The organism is Aquincola tertiaricarbonis (genome assembly GCF_023573145.1).
Lineage (GTDB): Bacteria > Pseudomonadota > Gammaproteobacteria > Burkholderiales > Burkholderiaceae_C > Aquincola > Aquincola tertiaricarbonis_B.
Genome location: NZ_CP097636.1, coordinates 2,736,027 through 2,751,628, shown reverse-complemented (window position 1 = coordinate 2,751,628; position 15,602 = coordinate 2,736,027). Strand labels below are relative to the sequence as shown.

General features: G+C 70.8%; 10 protein-coding genes. 4 read left to right on the top strand and 6 right to left on the bottom strand.

Going from position 1 to position 15,602, the window contains the following annotated elements; all coding sequences use genetic code 11:
• The first annotated feature begins 76 nt into the window (after positions 1-76).
• Entirely contained in the window at positions 77-1,708 is a 1,632-nt protein-coding gene (locus tag MW290_RS26995) for an alpha-D-glucose phosphate-specific phosphoglucomutase (RefSeq protein ID WP_250197446.1), read from the top strand.
• Positions 1,709-1,717: 9 nt separating this feature from the next.
• Here MW290_RS26995 and MW290_RS26990 read toward each other — a convergent pair whose 3' ends face one another.
• From MW290_RS26990 to MW290_RS26970, 5 genes are all read right to left on the bottom strand, one after another.
• Positions 1,718-3,217: a M20 family peptidase gene (locus MW290_RS26990; protein WP_250197445.1), complete on the bottom strand. Its 1,500-nt coding sequence runs from the start codon at positions 3,215-3,217 to the stop codon at positions 1,718-1,720.
• Between the two features lie 14 nt (positions 3,218-3,231).
• Positions 3,232-3,813, bottom strand: a complete 582-nt coding sequence (locus MW290_RS26985) for a DUF2242 domain-containing protein (protein ID WP_250197444.1) — start codon at positions 3,811-3,813, stop codon at positions 3,232-3,234.
• A gap of 88 nt (positions 3,814-3,901) precedes the next feature.
• Positions 3,902-5,419, bottom strand: a complete 1,518-nt coding sequence (locus MW290_RS26980; protein ID WP_250197443.1) for an efflux transporter outer membrane subunit — start codon at positions 5,417-5,419, stop codon at positions 3,902-3,904.
• A complete protein-coding gene (locus MW290_RS26975; RefSeq protein ID WP_250197442.1) occupies positions 5,416-8,583 on the bottom strand; it encodes an efflux RND transporter permease subunit in 3,168 nt (1,055 codons plus the stop codon). The genes MW290_RS26980 and MW290_RS26975 overlap by 4 nt, the downstream gene beginning before the upstream one ends.
• A gap of 14 nt (positions 8,584-8,597) precedes the next feature.
• Positions 8,598-9,878: an efflux RND transporter periplasmic adaptor subunit gene (locus MW290_RS26970; RefSeq protein ID WP_250197441.1), complete on the bottom strand. Its 1,281-nt coding sequence runs from the start codon at positions 9,876-9,878 to the stop codon at positions 8,598-8,600.
• Positions 9,879-9,989: 111 nt separating this feature from the next.
• Here MW290_RS26970 and baeS point away from each other — a divergent pair, with 111 nt between their 5' ends.
• From baeS to MW290_RS26955, 3 genes are all read left to right on the top strand, one after another.
• Entirely contained in the window at positions 9,990-11,402 is a 1,413-nt protein-coding gene (gene baeS, locus MW290_RS26965; protein ID WP_250197440.1) for a sensor histidine kinase efflux regulator BaeS, read from the top strand.
• Entirely contained in the window at positions 11,399-12,079 is a 681-nt protein-coding gene (locus tag MW290_RS26960; protein WP_250197439.1) for a response regulator, read from the top strand. The genes baeS and MW290_RS26960 overlap by 4 nt, the downstream gene beginning before the upstream one ends.
• A 72-nt stretch (positions 12,080-12,151) precedes the next feature.
• A complete protein-coding gene (locus MW290_RS26955) occupies positions 12,152-14,023 on the top strand; it encodes an ATP-binding protein (RefSeq protein ID WP_250197438.1) in 1,872 nt (623 codons plus the stop codon).
• On the opposite strand, the gene MW290_RS26950 is transcribed toward MW290_RS26955, so the two are convergent.
• Entirely contained in the window at positions 14,015-15,562 is a 1,548-nt protein-coding gene (locus MW290_RS26950; RefSeq protein ID WP_250197437.1) for a methyl-accepting chemotaxis protein, read from the bottom strand. The genes MW290_RS26955 and MW290_RS26950 overlap by 9 nt on opposite strands.
• Positions 15,563-15,602: the final 40 nt, after the last annotated feature.

The following is a 15,602-nucleotide window of genomic DNA, read 5'->3' as shown; positions in this document are numbered from 1 at the left end:
GCGCCATCTTCAGCCCACAATCCCCCCACCGGACGCCACGCAGTTCACTCTCCCCGGCCCGGGTCCAGGAGCTTCCATGACGATCGTCACCCATACCACTCAGCCCTTCGACGGCCAGAAACCAGGCACGTCGGGCCTGCGCAAGAAGGTCACCGTTTTTCAGCAGCCGGGCTACCTCGAAAACTTCGTGCAGGCGCTGTTCGATGGCCTGGAGGGTGCGCAAGGCAGCACGCTGGTGGTCGGCGGCGATGGCCGCTTCCACAACCGCCAAGCCGTGCAAACCATCCTGCGCATGGCCGCGGCCCATGGCTTCGGCCGCGTGCTGCTGGGCCGCGGCGGCATCCTCTCCACGCCCGCGGCCAGCTGCGTCATCCGGGCGCGTGGGGCCTATGGCGGCATCGTGCTGTCGGCCAGTCACAACCCGGGCGGCCCCGATGGCGACTTCGGCATCAAGTACAACGTGGGCAACGGTGGCCCCGCGCCCGAGAAGATCACCGACGGCATCCACGCCCGCACGCAGCAGATCACGCAGTACCGCATCAGCGATGCGGCCGACATCGACATCGACACGCTGGGCGAGCAGCGCATCGAGCAGATGGTGGTGGAGGTCATCGACCCGGTGGCCGACTACGCGGCGCTGATGGCCGAATGCTTCGACTTCGGCGCCATCCGCCAGCTGTTCGCCAGCGGCTTTCGCATGCGCTACGACGCGATGTGGGCCGTGGGTGGCCCTTATGCCAAGGCCTTGATCGAAGGCGTGCTGGGCGCACCCGCCGGCACCGTGGTGAACGCCGAGCCGAAGGAAGACTTCGGCGGCCTGCACCCCGACCCCAACCCGGTGAACGCCGAAGACCTGATCGCCCACATGGCGGCGGACGATGCGCCCGACTTCGGAGCCGCCTCCGACGGCGACGCCGACCGCAACATGATCGTCGGCCGCAACTTCCCGGTGGCGCCCTCGGACAGCCTGGCGCTGCTGGCCGCCCATGCCACCGTGGCGCCGCGTTATGCCGGCGGCATCGCCGGCATCGCCCGGTCCATGCCCACCTCGATGGCGGCCGACCGCGTGGCCGCAGCGCTGGGCGTGCCCTGCTACGAAACGCCCACCGGCTGGAAGTTCTTCGGCAACCTGCTGGACGCCGGCAAGGTGACGCTGTGCGGCGAAGAAAGCTACGGCACCGGCAGCGACCATGTGCGCGAGAAGGACGGCCTGTGGGCGGTGCTGTTCTGGCTCAACGTGCTGGCGGCCACCGGCCAGTCGGTGGAGCAGCTGGTGCGGGCGAACTGGGCCACCTACGGCCGCAACTACTACTCGCGCCACGATTACGAAGGCATAGAGACTGCCGCCGCCGACAAGCTGATGGCCGGGCTGCGCGCGCAGCTGCCGCAGCTGGCCGGCCAGGTGCTGGAAGGCCGCCGCGTGAAGCAGGCCGACGACTTCGGTTATGTCGATCCGGTCGATGGCAGCCAGTCGGCCAAGCAGGGCGTGCGCATCCTGTTCGACGACGGTTCGCGGGTGGTGTTCCGGCTGTCGGGCACCGGCACCGAAGGCGCCACGCTGCGGGTGTACCTGGAGCGCTATGAGCCGAGCGTGGACAAGCAGGGCGAAGACACCCAGGCCGCGCTGGCGCCGCTGATCACGGTGGCCCGCAGCGTGGCCCGCATCGCGGAGCTCACCGGCCGCAAGACGCCGACGGTGGTGACCTGACGGATCAGGCTATTTGAGCGGGGCGGCCACCGCCGCCTCCGCATCCGCCTGCAGCAGCCGGTGGTAGAAGGCCACCAGCTCGGCCAGATTGGCGGTGGCGATGCGCTCGTTGGTGCCGTGGAAGCGCGGCAGGTCTTCGCTGCGGGCCCGCACCGGCGAGAAGCGGTAGACATGCTCGGCCAGGCCCAGCAGGTGGCGTGAATCGGTGGCGCCGATCATCAGGCCGGGCGCCACCACCGTGCCCGGGAACAGCTCGCGCACGGTGCGCTCGATCAGCCGGTACGAGGCCGAATCGGCCGGTGAGATGGGCGAGGGCTCGGCCTGCGGGCCGGGCGCGGCGGCCACCTGCACCGCCGGGTTGTCGATGGCCTTTCGGGCGTGCGCCACCGCGCCCGCCACGCTGTCGCCGGGCAGCAGCCGCACGTTGACGTTGGCCGTGGCCTCGCCGGGCAGCACGTTGGCCTTGTTGCCACCGGCCACCATGGTGAGTGCGCTGGTGCTGCGCAGCATCGCGTTGGTGCTGGGGCCCTGCGCCAGCTGGTGTTGCACCAGCGGCCCGAACAGCCACAGGTTGGACAGCACCACCCGCATCGGCAGCGACATCTCGGGCGCGATGCGTTCGAACATGTCCGCTGCCACGCCGCGGATGCCGGCCGGCATCGGCTGCGCCTCCAGCCGGGCCAGCGCCACGGCCAGCGAGCCGATGGCCGTCTCGCGTGGCGGCATCGACGCATGGCCGGGCGTGCCATGGCTGCTGAGCGCCAGGTTCACGTAGCCCTTCTCGGCCACGCCCACCAGGGCCAGCGGCGCGTCCAGGCCCTTGAGCACGCCTTCGGTGATCAGCAGGCCTTCGTCCACCACGAAGTCCAGCTTCACCCCGCGCGACTTCAGCAGCGCCGCGATCTGCGCCGCACCGCGTTCACCGCCCACTTCCTCGTCGTGGCCGAAGGCCAGGTACACCGTGCGCCGCGGCTGGAAGCCCGCGCGCGCCAGCATCTCCACCGCTTCCATGATGGACACGAGGTTGCCCTTGTCGTCCCAGGCGCCGCGGCCCCAGACGAAGCCGCCCTGCACCGCGCCGCTGAAGGGCGGCTGCTGCCAGTCGGCTTCGGTGTTGGGCGCGATCGGCACCACGTCCTGGTGGGCCATCAGCATCAGCGGCGCAGCCTGCGCATCGCGTCCGGGCCAGGTGTAGAGCAGGCTATAGCCGCCCGCCAACTCGCGCTGCATCACTGCATGGGCCTGCGGAAAGCGCTGCTGCAGCCAGGCATGCAGCTTCAGCAGCTCGGGCGCCGCCGCGTCGGGCTGGCCGTCGATGGAGACGGTGCGCAGCTGCACCGCCTCGGACAGCTTGCGCGCCACCGCATCGGCGTCCACCGCCACCGGGGGTCGCGCCGGCACGGCCAGCTGGCGCGAGGGCTGGCGCCAAGTGTTGAAGGCCAGCACCGCCACCAGGGCCAGCAGGCCCAGCAGCAGCAGCTTCAGGCCGGTGAGCAGGCGCCGGGCCATCGCGGTCGGGCGGCTCAGTTGGCGGCCGCCCCGGGCGCCGATGCGGCCGAGGCCGCCGTCTGCGGTGGCGGCGGGCCGGTGCGATCCAGGTAGCGGTCGATCAGCGCGAAGAAGCGTTCGTAGAAGGTGGCGTCCGCGATCGTCTGGCTGGCCACCTTCACCAGCGAGTCGTCGCTGGCCGAGAAGGGCAGCGACAGCGAACCCAGCGCGCCCACGCCCAGGCTGGCCGAGGTGCTGCTTTTCTTCAGCGCATAGCGGTCCTGCAGCGCGGTGACGAAGACCACCGCGGTGCTGCCGTCGTCGCCTTCGGGCGCGCAGGTCACGCGCAGGTCGATCTCGACGTGGGTCTCTCGCTCGGGCTGGAAATTCTTGCGGCCGTTGACGTAGTCGTTCTTGGCCTGGCCCACCAGGTAGCCCTGGCTCAGCAGCGCGCGGCGCGCGGCTTCGCAGGCCTGGGCACCACTGGCGTCGTAGTGGCGGGCGTGGGTGTCGTCCGACTGGAAGGTTTCGTAGGTGATGTTGCGGCTGCGCTGCGTCGTGGCGCAGCCGGTCAGCAGCAGGCCGGTGGCCAGCAGGGCGGCGAGAAGGGGGCGCATGGCGGCAAGGCAGGACATGGTGGAAATGCTAAGCCAACGCGTGGGCACCCCCGTTGAGTCCATGTAAAGCCGCACTGCGCCGAAGTGATCAGCTGGCGTCGGCCCAGCCCCCACCCAGCACGCGGTACAGCGTCAGCCGGTTGGCCTGCTCGGCCAGGCGCAGCGTGATCAGCGTCTGCTGCGCGGTGTACAGCGTGCGCTGGGCGTCCAGCACCTCCAGGTAGCTGTAGGCGCCGCTGCGGAACAGCGCCTGCGACAGCTGCAGCGTGCGGCCGGTGGCTTCGGTCAGCGACTGCTGGGCGGCCAGCCGCTCGGCCAGCGTGCTGCGCTGGGCCAGCGCATCGGCCACCTCGCGGAAGGCCACCTGCAGCGTCTTCTCGTAGGTGGCCAGCTGGATGTCGCGCTGGGCCACGGCCACGTCCAGGTTGGCCTGGTTGCTGCCGCCGGTGAAGATGGGCAGGCTGATCGACGGCACGAAGCTCCAGGCGCCGTTGCCACCCGAGAACAGCGACGACAGCTCGCCGCTGGCCACGCCCGCCGCGGCGGTGAGCGTGATGCGCGGGAAAAAGGCCGCCCGCGCCGCGCCGATGCTGGCCTGTGCGCCCTTGAGCAGTTCCTCGGCGGCCACCACGTCGGGCCGCTGCTGCAGCACGGTGGACGGCAGGGCCGGCGGCACCTCGACCAGCGCGGCCACCGGCCGCTCGATCGCGCTGCCGGCCAGCGGGTCGGGCAGCAGGTCGGCCGGCACCGGGCCGCCGATGAGCAGCTCCAGCGCATTGCGCGACTGCTGCACCTGGGTGGTATAGGCCGCCACGTCCACCCGCGCGCTGTCCACCGTGGTCTGGGCCTGGGCCAGCGTCAGGCCCGACTGGCCGCCCAGCTCATAGGCGCGGCGGGTGAGCTCGTAGCTGTCCTGCCGGGCCTTGAGCGTCTGCTGGGCCAGCAGCAGGCGCTGCTGGTCGGCGGCCAGGTTCAGCCACGCGGTGGCGGTGTCGGCCACCAGCGCGATCTGCGTGGTGCGGCGGTTCTGCTGGGTCGACAGGAAGGTCTGCAGCGCCGCATCGCTCAAGTTGCGCACGCGGCCGAAGAAGTCCAGCTCATAGGCCGAGATGCCCAGCTGCGCGGTGTAGGTGCTGGTGATGCGCGCCTCGCCGTTGCTGGACACGCTGGCCGGCTGGCGTTGGCGGTTGCCGCTGCCGGTGGCGTTGACGGCCGGCAGCGTGGCCGCTTCCTGGATGCGGTACTGCGCGCGTGCGCGCTCGATGTTGAGTGCCGCCACCCGCAGGTCGCGGTTGTTGGCCAGGGCCAGCTCCACCGTGGCGCGCAGCCGCGGCTCGGTGAAGAAGCCGCGCCACGCGGTGGCCGCAGCCTGCTCGGCCGGCAGGCGCGGGCCGGCCGTGGTGTCGGCCGGGGCCGATGCGGTGGCCGCGGCCCGCGGCGCGGTCGGCGGTGCCGTCGGCGTGATGGCCAGCGGCACCGCCGCCGGCAGCGTGGCCGGCACCGGCAGCGCCGGTCGTTCGTAGGGTGGCGCCAAGTTGGCGCAGCCGCTGGCCAGCAGCGCGGCGGCCAGCACGGTCAGGGTCTTGAAGGCGGTGGGCCGCGTCATGCGTGGCTCCCTTCCAGCGTCGTGGCCGGGGTGGCCGGCGCGGCCTTCTTGCGGCGGGCGAAGAAGCTGCGGATCAGCACGAAGAAGAGGGGCACGAAGAAGATGCCCAGCGCCGTGCCCACCACTATGCCGCCCAGCACCGCGGTGCCGATGGACTGGCGGCCGCCGGCGCCCGCGCCGGTGCCGATGGCCAGCGGCAGCACGCCGAAGCCGAAGGCCAGCGAGGTCATCAGGATGGGCCGCAGCCGCAGCCGTACCGCCTGCAAGGTGGCCTCGACGATACTCTTGCCTGCTTCCTGCAGCTGCTTGGCGAATTCGACGATCAGGATCGCGTTCTTGCACGACAGGCCTACCGTGGTGAGCAGCCCCACCTGGAAGTACACGTCGTTGGTGAGCCCGCGGGCCGAGGTGAAGAGCAGCGCGCCCAGCACCCCCAGCGGCACCACCAGGATCACCGAGAAGGGCACCGACCAGCTTTCGTACAGCGCCGCCAGGCACAGGAACACGAACAGGATGGACACCGCATACAGCAGCGGCGCCTGCGAGCCCGACAGCCGCTCCTGGTAGGAGGCGCCGGTCCAGTCCAGCGCGATGCCGGCGGGCAGCTCCTTCATGATGTCTTCCACCACCTTCATCGCCGTGCCCGAGCTCACGCCCGCCGCCGCGTCGCCCACCATCTCATCGGCCGGGCTGCCGTTGTAGCGCTGCAGCTGCGGCGAGCCGTAGCCCCAGCGGTGGCTGGCAAAGGCGCTGAAGGGCACCATGCGGCCGTCGCTGTTGCGCACCGTCCATTGCTGGTAGTCGTCGGGCGCCATGCGGAAGGGCGCGTCGCCCTGCATGTACACGCGCTTGACGCGGCCGTTGTCCAGAAAGTCGTTGATGTAGGTGCCGCCCATCGCGCTGGACAGCGTGCTGTTGATGTTGGCGGTGGAAAGGCTCAGCGCACCGGCCTTGCGGTCGTCGATGTCGACCACGAATTCGGCCGTGTCGTCCAGGCCGTTGGACCGTGTGCGCGACAGCTCCGGCCGCTGGCCGGCCAGCTCCACGAACTGCTGGCGGGCGCGCACCAGGGCATCGTGGCCCAGGCCGTTGACGTCCTTCAGGAAAAAGTTGAAGCCGGCGTTGGAGCCCAGGCCACGCACGGCGGGCGGCAGCACGACGAAGATCTGCGCATCTCGGATGCGCGACAGGTCGCGTGTGGCCTTGCGGGCGATGGCGGCGGCGCTCTGCTCGGGCCGGGTGCGCTCGCTCCAGTCCTTGAGCCGCAGGAAGGCGCGGGCCGAAGCTTGGTCGCCGTCGCTGCCGCTCACCGAGCCGAAGGTCAGCACGTCGGGCTGCTGGGCGAAATACGCCTCCACTTCACGCAGCACGGCCTGAGCTCGTTCGGCGGTGGCGCCCGGCGGCAGCTTGATCTGCGCCTGCAGGATGCCCTGGTCCTCGTCGGGCAGGAAGGAGGTGGGCAGCCGCGCGAACAGCAGCGCCATCGCGGCGCCGATGACCAGGTACACCAGCAGCACCCGCTTGGGCCGCTTGACGATGCCGCCGATGCTGCGCTGGTAGTGGTCGGCGGTGCGGTCGAAGCCGCGGTTGAAGCGCGCGAAGAAGCGGTCCAACAGCCCCAGCGGGCCCTTGCGCGGCGTGCCTTCACCGCCTTCGCCATGCGGATGGGGCTTGAGGAAGGTGGCGCACAGCGCCGGCGTCAGCGTCAAGGCCACCAGCACCGACAGCACCATCGACGAGACGATGGTGATGGAGAACTGCCGGTAGATGACGCCGGTGGAGCCGCCGAAGAAGGCCATCGGGATGAACACCGCCGACAGCACCAGCGCGATGCCCACCAGCGCCGGCGTGATCTCGGCCATCGACTTGCGCGTGGCCTCCAGCGCCGAGAGCTTTTCCTCGTTCATCACCCGCTCGACGTTTTCCACCACCACGATGGCGTCGTCCACCAGCAGGCCGATGGCCAGCACCAGGCCGAACATGGTCAGCGTGTTGATCGAGTAGCCGAAGGCTGCCAGCACGCCGAAGGTGCCCAGCAGCACCACCGGCACGGCGATCGCGGGGATCAGCGTGGCGCGGAAGTTCTGCAGGAACACGTACATCACCACCACCACCAGCAGCATGGCCTCGAACAAGGCCTTGACCACCTCGTCGATGGAGGCGCCGATGAAGGGCGTGGTGTCGTAGTTGAGCACCGGCTCCAGGCCGGGCGGGAAGGTGGGGCGCAGCTCCTCGATCTTGGCCTTGACCGCATCGGCCACCTGCAGCGCATTGGCACCGCTGGACAGGATGACGCCCAGGCCGGCGCCGGGCTGGCCGTTGAGCCGCGTGCTCACCGTCAGGTTCTCGGCGCCCAGTTCCACCCGCGCCACGTCCTTCATGCGCACCAGGGCGCCGTCGGGCGTGCTCTTGAGCACCACGTTCTCGAACTGCTCCACCGTCTGCAGCTTGCTGCGCGCGGTGATGGTGGCATTGAGCTGCTGGCCCGGCATCGCCGGCAGCGCGCCCAGCTGGCCGGCCGAGACCTGCGCGTTCTGCGCATTGATGGCGGTGGACACGTCCGACGGCATCAGGCCGTACTTCTCGAGCTTGGCCGGGTCCAGCCACAGCCGCATGGCATAGCCGGTGCCCAGGGTGCGGGCCTCGCCCACGCCGTCGATGCGGCTGATGATGTCCAGCAGGTTGGTGGTGACGTAGTCGCCGATGTCGACGTTCGACATGCTGCCGTCCGCCGAGATGAAGTTCATGATCAGCAGCCAGTCGCTGCCCGCCTTGGTGACCGTGACGCCCTGGCTCTGCACCGTCTGCGGCAGCCGCGACATGGCCTGCTGCAGCTTGTTCTGCACCTGCATCTGCGCCACGTCGGGGTTGGTGCCCGCATTGAAGGTGAGCGTGATGCGCGAGCTGCCCGCCGAGCTGCTCGTCGACTGCATGTAGGTGAGGTTGTCCAGCCCCTTGAGCTGCTGCTCGATCACCTGCGTGACCGAGTCTTCCACCGTCTTGGCCGAGGCGCCGGTGTAGGTGGCGTTGATCGAGATGCGCGGCGGCGCGATGTCGGGGTACTGCTCCAGCGGCAGCTGCCGGATCGACAGCAGGCCGGCCAGCATGATGACGATGGCGATGACCCACGCGAAGATGGGTCGGTCGATGAAGAAGCGGGCCATGGGCGGGTGCTCCTTCAGCGGGTGGCCGGCAGCGCGGCCGCGGCGGCGGCCGCCCCCGCCCCCGCCCCCGCCCCCGCATTGACACCACCGCCAGCGCCCCCGGGTGCGCTGGCAGCACCGGCGGCGCTGGCCGCCGCGGCCACCGCGCGCACCGTGTCGCCCGGCTTCACCCGCAGCGAGCCTTCCACGATCACCCGGTCGCCGGCCTGCAGCCCGCCGGTCACCTGCCAGCGGTTGCCGATCGCGCGGTCCACCGAGATCGGCTTGCGCGCCACCTTGTTCTCGGCGTCCACCACCAGGGCCGAGGCCTTGCCGGTGGCGTTGCGGCTGACCGCCTGCTGCGGCACCAGCAGCGCCTCGTCCTGCACGCCTTCCTGCAGCACGGCGCGCACGTACATGCCGGGCATCAGCAGGCCCTGCGGGTTGGGCACCACCGCGCGCAGCGTGATGCTGCCGGTGCCGGTGTCCACGTTCACGCCGCTGAAGGCCAGCCTGCCTTCCAGCGGGTATTGGCTGCCGTCTTCCAGCACCAGGGTCGTGCGGGCTTCGCCATCGCCGCCGCGCTGCAGCCGGCCGGCGGCCAGCTCACGCTTCAGGCGCAGCACCTCGGTGCTGGACTGCGTCACGTCCACGTGGATCGGGTCGAGCTGCTGCACCGTGGTCAGCGCGGTGGCCTGGTTGGCGGTGACCAGCGCCCCCGGCGTGACGGTGGACAGGCCCACCCGCCCCGAAATGGGCGCGGTGATGCGGGTGAAGCCGAGGTTGATGCGCGCGGTTTCCAGTGCCGCGCGGGCCACGCCCAGGTCGGCCTGGGCCTGCTGCAGCGCCGCCTGCGACTGTTCGTTGGCCTGCTGGCTGATGGCGTCGATCTTCACCAGCTCGGCATTGCGCTGGGCGGTGGTCTGGGCCACCGCCACCGCGGCTTCGGCCTTGCGCACGCTGGCCTGGGCGCTGTTGAAGGTGGCCTGGAAGCTGGCGGGGTCGATCACATACAGCACGTCGCCGGCCTTGACCATCGAGCCTTCGGTGAACAGCCGCTTCTGCACGATGCCGCCCACCTGGGGCCGGATCTCGGCCACCAGCCGGGCCGTGGTGCGACCGGGCAGCTCGGTGGTCACGGCCAGCCGTTCGGGCTGCAAGGTCACCACGCCCACTTCCTTGGGGCCGGCGGGCGCGGCGGCCTTCTTGTCTTCAGCCTTGGAGCAGGCGGCCAGCGCCAGCGCGGCGACGAGCAGCAACGCCGGCAGGCGGGCGTGCCCGGCGGGCAGGGGGGAGGCGGGGCAAGGGCATTTCATGCGGGCGATGCTGGCGGAGGAATGTGGACGAAAGTTGAAGGCGGTGAACCTGGGTGGGCTTGCTGTTCGGCGCTTGCAGCAAGCCGCTGAACGCGGTGAGATCGGGCTGGCATGAAGATCAGCATCACGGCCCGGTTGTTTCTGGCAGTGCTGGCCATCGCTGCCTTCGCCGTGCTGGCGATGGGCGTGGCCGCCCACTGGAGCTACACCCGCGGCTTCATCGGTTACCTGAACGAGCAGGCCCTGCTGCGCATGGACGCCGCCGTGCCGCGGCTGGCGCGCGCCTATGCGGCCAGTGGCAGCTGGGGTTTCGTACAGGGGAACCGACCCGAGTGGTTCCGCATCCTGCGGTCACCGGCCGATGCAGCTTCCGTGCCGGCGGCTGGCAGCGGGCAGCCGGCAAGGCCGGTGTCCGACCTCACCGGCGCGCTGCTGCGCTTCACCTTGCTGGACGACCAGGAGCGCTTCGTCGTCGGCTACGGCGCGGTGGACGCCGACTCGGTACGGCGCGAGATCGTGGTCGATGGCGAGCGCGTGGGCTGGCTGCTGATGGCGCCGTTCCAGACCGTCAGCGGCGGTGCCGACCAGCGCTTCGAGCGCCACCAGATCCGCTTCAGCTGGACCATCGGCGCGGTGTGCGTGCTGTTGGCCGCCGTCATCGCGCTGTGGGTGGCGCGGCGGCTGCTGCGCCCGGTGCGCCGGGTGGCCGAGGCCACGCACCGCCTGGCCGCTGGCGAGTACGGCAGCCGCGTGGTGGTGGATGCCGACGACGAGGTGGGCCAGCTGGCCCGCGACTTCAACACCCTGGCCGACACGCTGGAGCGCAACGAGCGCATGCGCCGCGACTTCCTGGCCGATGTGTCGCACGAGCTGCGCACGCCGCTGGGCGTGCTGCACGGCGAGCTGGAAGCCATCGAGGACGGCGTGCATGCGATGACGCCGGCCACCGTCAAGTCGCTGCAGGCCGAGGTGGCCACCTTGAACAAGCTGGTCAGCGACCTCTACGACCTGTCGCTGGCCGACGTGGGCGCGCTCACCTACCGCAAGGCGCCGGTGGACATCGTCGACCTGCTGCGCACCACGCTGGACGCCTTTGCCGGCCGCCTGGCCGAGGCCGGGCTCACGCTGCGCACCGAATGGCCCGCCGAGCCGCCGGTGGTGCTGGCCGACGAGCGGCGGCTGCAGCAGCTGTTCAACAACCTGATGGAAAACAGCGTGCGCTACACCGATGCCGGCGGACTGCTGCTGGTGCGGGTGCAGGCCGAGCCGGGCGGGCAGGCCGTGAAACTGGAGTTCGAGGACTCCGCACCCGGCGTGCCGGCGCACCGCGTCACCCGCCTGTTCGACCGCTTCTACCGCGTGGAAGGCTCGCGCAGCCGCGCCAGCGGCGGCGCCGGCCTGGGCCTGGCCATTTGTCGCAGCATCGTGGCCGCGCACGGCGGCCGCATCGATGCCGGCCCCTCGGCGCTGGGCGGCCTGGCGATGCGGGTGGTGCTGCCCACCTCGGGCGAGGCGGCGGCATGAACGGCGCCAGCGCCCGCATCCTGGTGGTGGAGGACGAGCCCAAGATGGCCAGCCTCATCGGCGACTACCTGCGTGCCGAAGGCCATGAGCCGCAGTGGATCGCCGATGGCCGCGAGGTGCTGCCGGCCATGGAAGCACAGCCGGCCGACCTGGTGCTGCTGGACATCATGCTGCCCGGCATGGACGGGCTGGCCGTGTGCCGCGCGCTGCGCGAGCGCAGCGACGTGCCCATCGTGATGCTCACCGCCCGCGTGGAAGAGGCCGACCGCCTGCTGGGCCTGGACCTGGGCGCCGACGACTACATCTGCAAGACGCCGTTCAGCCCGCGCGAGATCATGGCCCGGGTGCGGGCCATCCTGCGCCGCGCCCGCCGCGGCCTGCCGCCAACGCCCAGCCCGCTGCAGATCGACGAGGCCGGCTGGCGCGCCAGCTGGCGCGGCGTGCCGCTGGAGCTGACGCCGGTGGAGTTCCGCCTGCTCAAGGCCCTGGCCGCCACGCCGGGCCGCGTGTTCTCGCGCGACAGCCTGCTCGACCGCCTGCACGACGACGGCCGCGCCGTCACCGACCGCGCGGTGGACAGCCACATCAAGAACCTGCGCCGCAAGCTCGAGGCGGCGGCGCCGGGCCAGGACCCGATCCGCAGCATCTACGGCGTGGGCTACAAGCTGGAGCTGTGACGGTGCCCGACTAGGGAGCCACGCCTAGCGCTTTGCGCGATAAGCTGGTCCGAGGCTCACTCCCCCGGTCCCATGCCGCCGCAGGACTCCAGCTTCACGCTCGATCCGGCCGAGCTGCAGCAGCGCAAATCGGCCAATGCGCGGCGCGTGCATGCCGTGCAGATTCCGCTGGTGCGGCTGATCGGCTTTGCCGTGTTGTGCTTCATGGCCGTGATCAACACGCCTGGCAGCCGCCAGGACGATCCGGCGCTGTGGGCGCTGGTGGCCGCCAGCCTGGGCTACAGCCTGCTCAGCTGGGCCGCGCTGTGGCGCTTCTATGGCCGCACCGGTCGGCTCGACCTCAGCCTGCTGTTCATGCACCTCGACCTGCCGATGTGGCTGCTCACGCTGCACTGGCTGGAACAGACGCACCTCTTCTTCGGCTACCTGCTGCTGGTGCGGGTGGCCGACCAGGTGGGCTACGGCTTCCGGCGGGCGCTGTACTTCAGCCATGTGGTGGTGGGCGCCTACCTGGCCTATGTGCTGCTGCTGGCCGCGCTGGGGCTGGAGGCGGGCCGCTGGGGCGAGCGGCTGACGCTGGCCGCGGTGATGTACCTCACCGGTGGCTACCTGGCGTTCACCGGCTTCGTCACCGAGCGGCTGCGGCTGCGCACCCGCACCGCGGTGCGCACCGCGCGCCAGCTGGTGGACAAGCTGGAAGGCAAGACCTGCGAGCTGGAAGCCCAGGCCCATGAGCTGCGGCTGGCCCGCCGCATGGCCGAGCAGGCCAGCGTGGCCAAGTCGCGCTTCCTGGCGATGATGAGCCACGAGATCCGCACGCCGATGAACGGCGTGCTGGGCGCCACCGAGCTGCTGCTGGGCACGCCGCTGTCGGACGACCAGCGCCGTTATGCCGAGACGGCCCGCCAGTCGGGCCAGGTGCTGCTGGGCATCATCGACAACGTGCTCGACCTCTCGCGCATCGAGGCCGGCCGCCTGGAGCTGGTAACCGAGCCGGTGGACCTGCGCCGGCTGGTGGACGAGTCGATGGCGGTGGTGCGGCCGCAGGCGCATTTCAAGCGGCTGCAACTGCGGGCCGAAGTGCAGCCCGAGGTGCCGGACCAGGTGATGGCCGACCCGTTGCGGCTGCAGCAGGTGCTGCTCAACCTGCTGGCCAATGCCGTCAAGTTCACGCCGCAAGGCGAGGTGACGCTGCGCCTGGGTTGCGGGCCGGCCGCGGCTGCGGCGCGTGGCGGCCTGCAGCTGGTGTTCGAGGTGGAGGACACCGGCATCGGCATCTCGCACGCGCACAGGGCGCACATCTTCGAGCCCTTCGTGCAGGCCGATTCCTCCACCACCCGCCGCCATGGCGGCAGCGGGCTGGGCCTGTCCATCGTGCGGCAGCTCACGCGGGTGATGGGAGGCGAGATCCGTGTGCACAGCACGCCGGGGCAGGGCAGCTGCTTCGTCGTCACGCTGCCGGTGGCGCCGGTGCCGGCACCCGAGGCACCGCCAGTGGAGGAGGAGGCGGCCGCCTCCGAGGCGACGCTGGCCGATGCCGCCACCGGACCCCAGCGCTGCCGCGTGCTGCTGGCCGAGGACAACGCGGTCAACCAGATGGTGCTGCGCGAGATGCTGACCCGGCTGCAGTGCGAGGTGGACGTGGTGGCCGACGGTGCCCAGGTCACCCAGGCGGTGCGGCGCCAGCGTTATGCGCTGGTGTTCATGGACTGCCACATGCCGGGCACCGATGGCTTCGAGGCAGCACGCAGCATCCGCGCCGCCGAGGCGCGCCAGCCGCCCGGCACGCGCCGCCTGCCCATCGTGGCGCTGACCGCGGCGGCCATGCCCGAGGACCAGGCCGCCTGCCGCGCGGCCGGCATGGACGATTTCCTCAGCAAGCCGGTGACGATGGCGCAGCTGTCGGACATGCTGGCGCGCTGGGCGCCGGACGGCTCAGGCTAGCTTGAACTCGCCCACCACCCCGGCCAGGCGTTGCGCCTGCTCCTGCAGGCTGGCGGTGGCTGCGGTGGACTCTTCCACCAGCGCGGCGTTCTGCTGCGTCATCTGGTCGAGCTGGCTCACCGCGCTGTTCACCTGGCCGATGCCGTCGCGCTGCTCGGCGGTGGCCACCGTCACCTCGCCGATCATGTCGGTCACCCGCTGCGCGCTGGTCACCACCTCGCTCATGGTGCCGCCGGCTTCCTGCACCAGCTGTGTGCCGTGGGCCACGCGTTCCACCGAGGCGGCGATCAGCGACTTGATCTCGCGCGCGGCCTCGGCCGAGCGCTGGGCCAGCAGCCGCACCTCGCCGGCCACCACCGCGAAGCCGCGGCCCTGCTCACCGGCACGGGCGGCTTCCACGGCGGCATTCAATGCCAGGATGTTGGTCTGGAAGGCAATGCCGTCGATGGTGCCGGTGATGTCGGCCACACGGCGCGAGCTGGCATGGATCTCGTCCATCGTCGAGACCACCTGCGACACCACCTGCCCGCCGCGGCGCGCAGCGTCCACCGCCGAAGCCGCCAGCTGGTTCACCTGGGCCGACATGTCGGCGCTCTGCTGCACGGTGGCGGTCAGCTCCTCCATCGAGCTGGCGGTCTGCTGCAGGTTGCTGGCCGTCTGCTCGGTGCGGGCGCTCAGGTCGTGGTTGCCGGTGGCGATCTCGCTGCTGGCGGTGGAAATGCTGTCCACCACGTTGCGCACCTGGCCCAGCGCCTGCTGCAGCGCGCTGCGCATGGTGTCGATGGCGCGCAGCAGCTGGCCGGTCTCGTCCTTGGCATAGGTGGTCTGCGGCGCACCGGTCAGGTCCATGCGGGCGATGGCGCTGGCCCGTGATTCGGCCTGGCGCAGCGGCAGCACGATGCTGCGCGACAGCTGCCAGGCCAGCAGCACGCCCAGCGCGGTGGCGAACAGCGCGCACACCGTCAGCAGCGTGGCGGTGCGGTGGGTGAGCTCGGTGCTTTGCTGCGAGGCTTCGTCCAGGTAGCGGCGCTGCAGGTCCGAGATCCTGGTGACGGCGGCCAGGTAGGCCTTGGAGGTGGGCTCGAAGCGCTCGTCGAACAGCTTGCTGGCACCGGCCAGGTCGCCGGCCTGCTTGAGCTTGCTCACGTCGTTGCGCGCGGCCAGGTAGGCGGTGCGCAGCTTGCCGGCCTCCTCGAACATCTGCCGCTCTTCGGGCGTGTTCATCGCCTTTTCGATCTGCTCCTGCAGCACGTTGGTCTCGGCGATGGACTGCTTGGTGGCCGGCGCGAAGTAATCGATCAGCCCCGTGTCGCTGCTCTTGGCGATGGCGGCGGCGCGCTGGATGCCGGCCGTCGTGTTGCGCAGCCAGTCGGCGGTGGCGCGCTCGGTGCGGGCGTTGTCGGCGACCATGCGGTCCACCTGTTCGCCGATCTGGCGCAGCTTCAGCACCGCGAACAGGCTGCTGGCCAGGCACAGGCAGAGGATCACGCCCAGCACCAGGGCCAGCCGCTTGCCGATCGATAGATTGCTCAAGAACATCCGTACTTCCTAGTCGATGGTGCAAGGCGCCCAGGGCGAG

Bases quoted from the DNA above. Each gene is read 5' to 3' on its own strand.
- MW290_RS26995 (WP_250197446.1), top strand. From the start codon at position 77: ATGACGATCGTCACCCATACCACTCAGCCCTTCGACGGCCAGAAACCA.
- MW290_RS26990 (WP_250197445.1), bottom strand. From the start codon at position 3,217: ATGGCCCGGCGCCTGCTCACCGGCCTGAAGCTGCTGCTGCTGGGCCTG.
- MW290_RS26985 (WP_250197444.1), bottom strand. From the start codon at position 3,813: ATGCGCCCCCTTCTCGCCGCCCTGCTGGCCACCGGCCTGCTGCTGACC.
- MW290_RS26980 (WP_250197443.1), bottom strand. From the start codon at position 5,419: ATGACGCGGCCCACCGCCTTCAAGACCCTGACCGTGCTGGCCGCCGCG.
- MW290_RS26975 (WP_250197442.1), bottom strand. From the start codon at position 8,583: ATGGCCCGCTTCTTCATCGACCGACCCATCTTCGCGTGGGTCATCGCC.
- MW290_RS26970 (WP_250197441.1), bottom strand. From the start codon at position 9,878: ATGAAATGCCCTTGCCCCGCCTCCCCCCTGCCCGCCGGGCACGCCCGC.
- baeS (WP_250197440.1), top strand. From the start codon at position 9,990: ATGAAGATCAGCATCACGGCCCGGTTGTTTCTGGCAGTGCTGGCCATC.
- MW290_RS26960 (WP_250197439.1), top strand. From the start codon at position 11,399: ATGAACGGCGCCAGCGCCCGCATCCTGGTGGTGGAGGACGAGCCCAAG.
- MW290_RS26955 (WP_250197438.1), top strand. From the start codon at position 12,152: ATGCCGCCGCAGGACTCCAGCTTCACGCTCGATCCGGCCGAGCTGCAG.
- MW290_RS26950 (WP_250197437.1), bottom strand. From the start codon at position 15,562: ATGTTCTTGAGCAATCTATCGATCGGCAAGCGGCTGGCCCTGGTGCTG.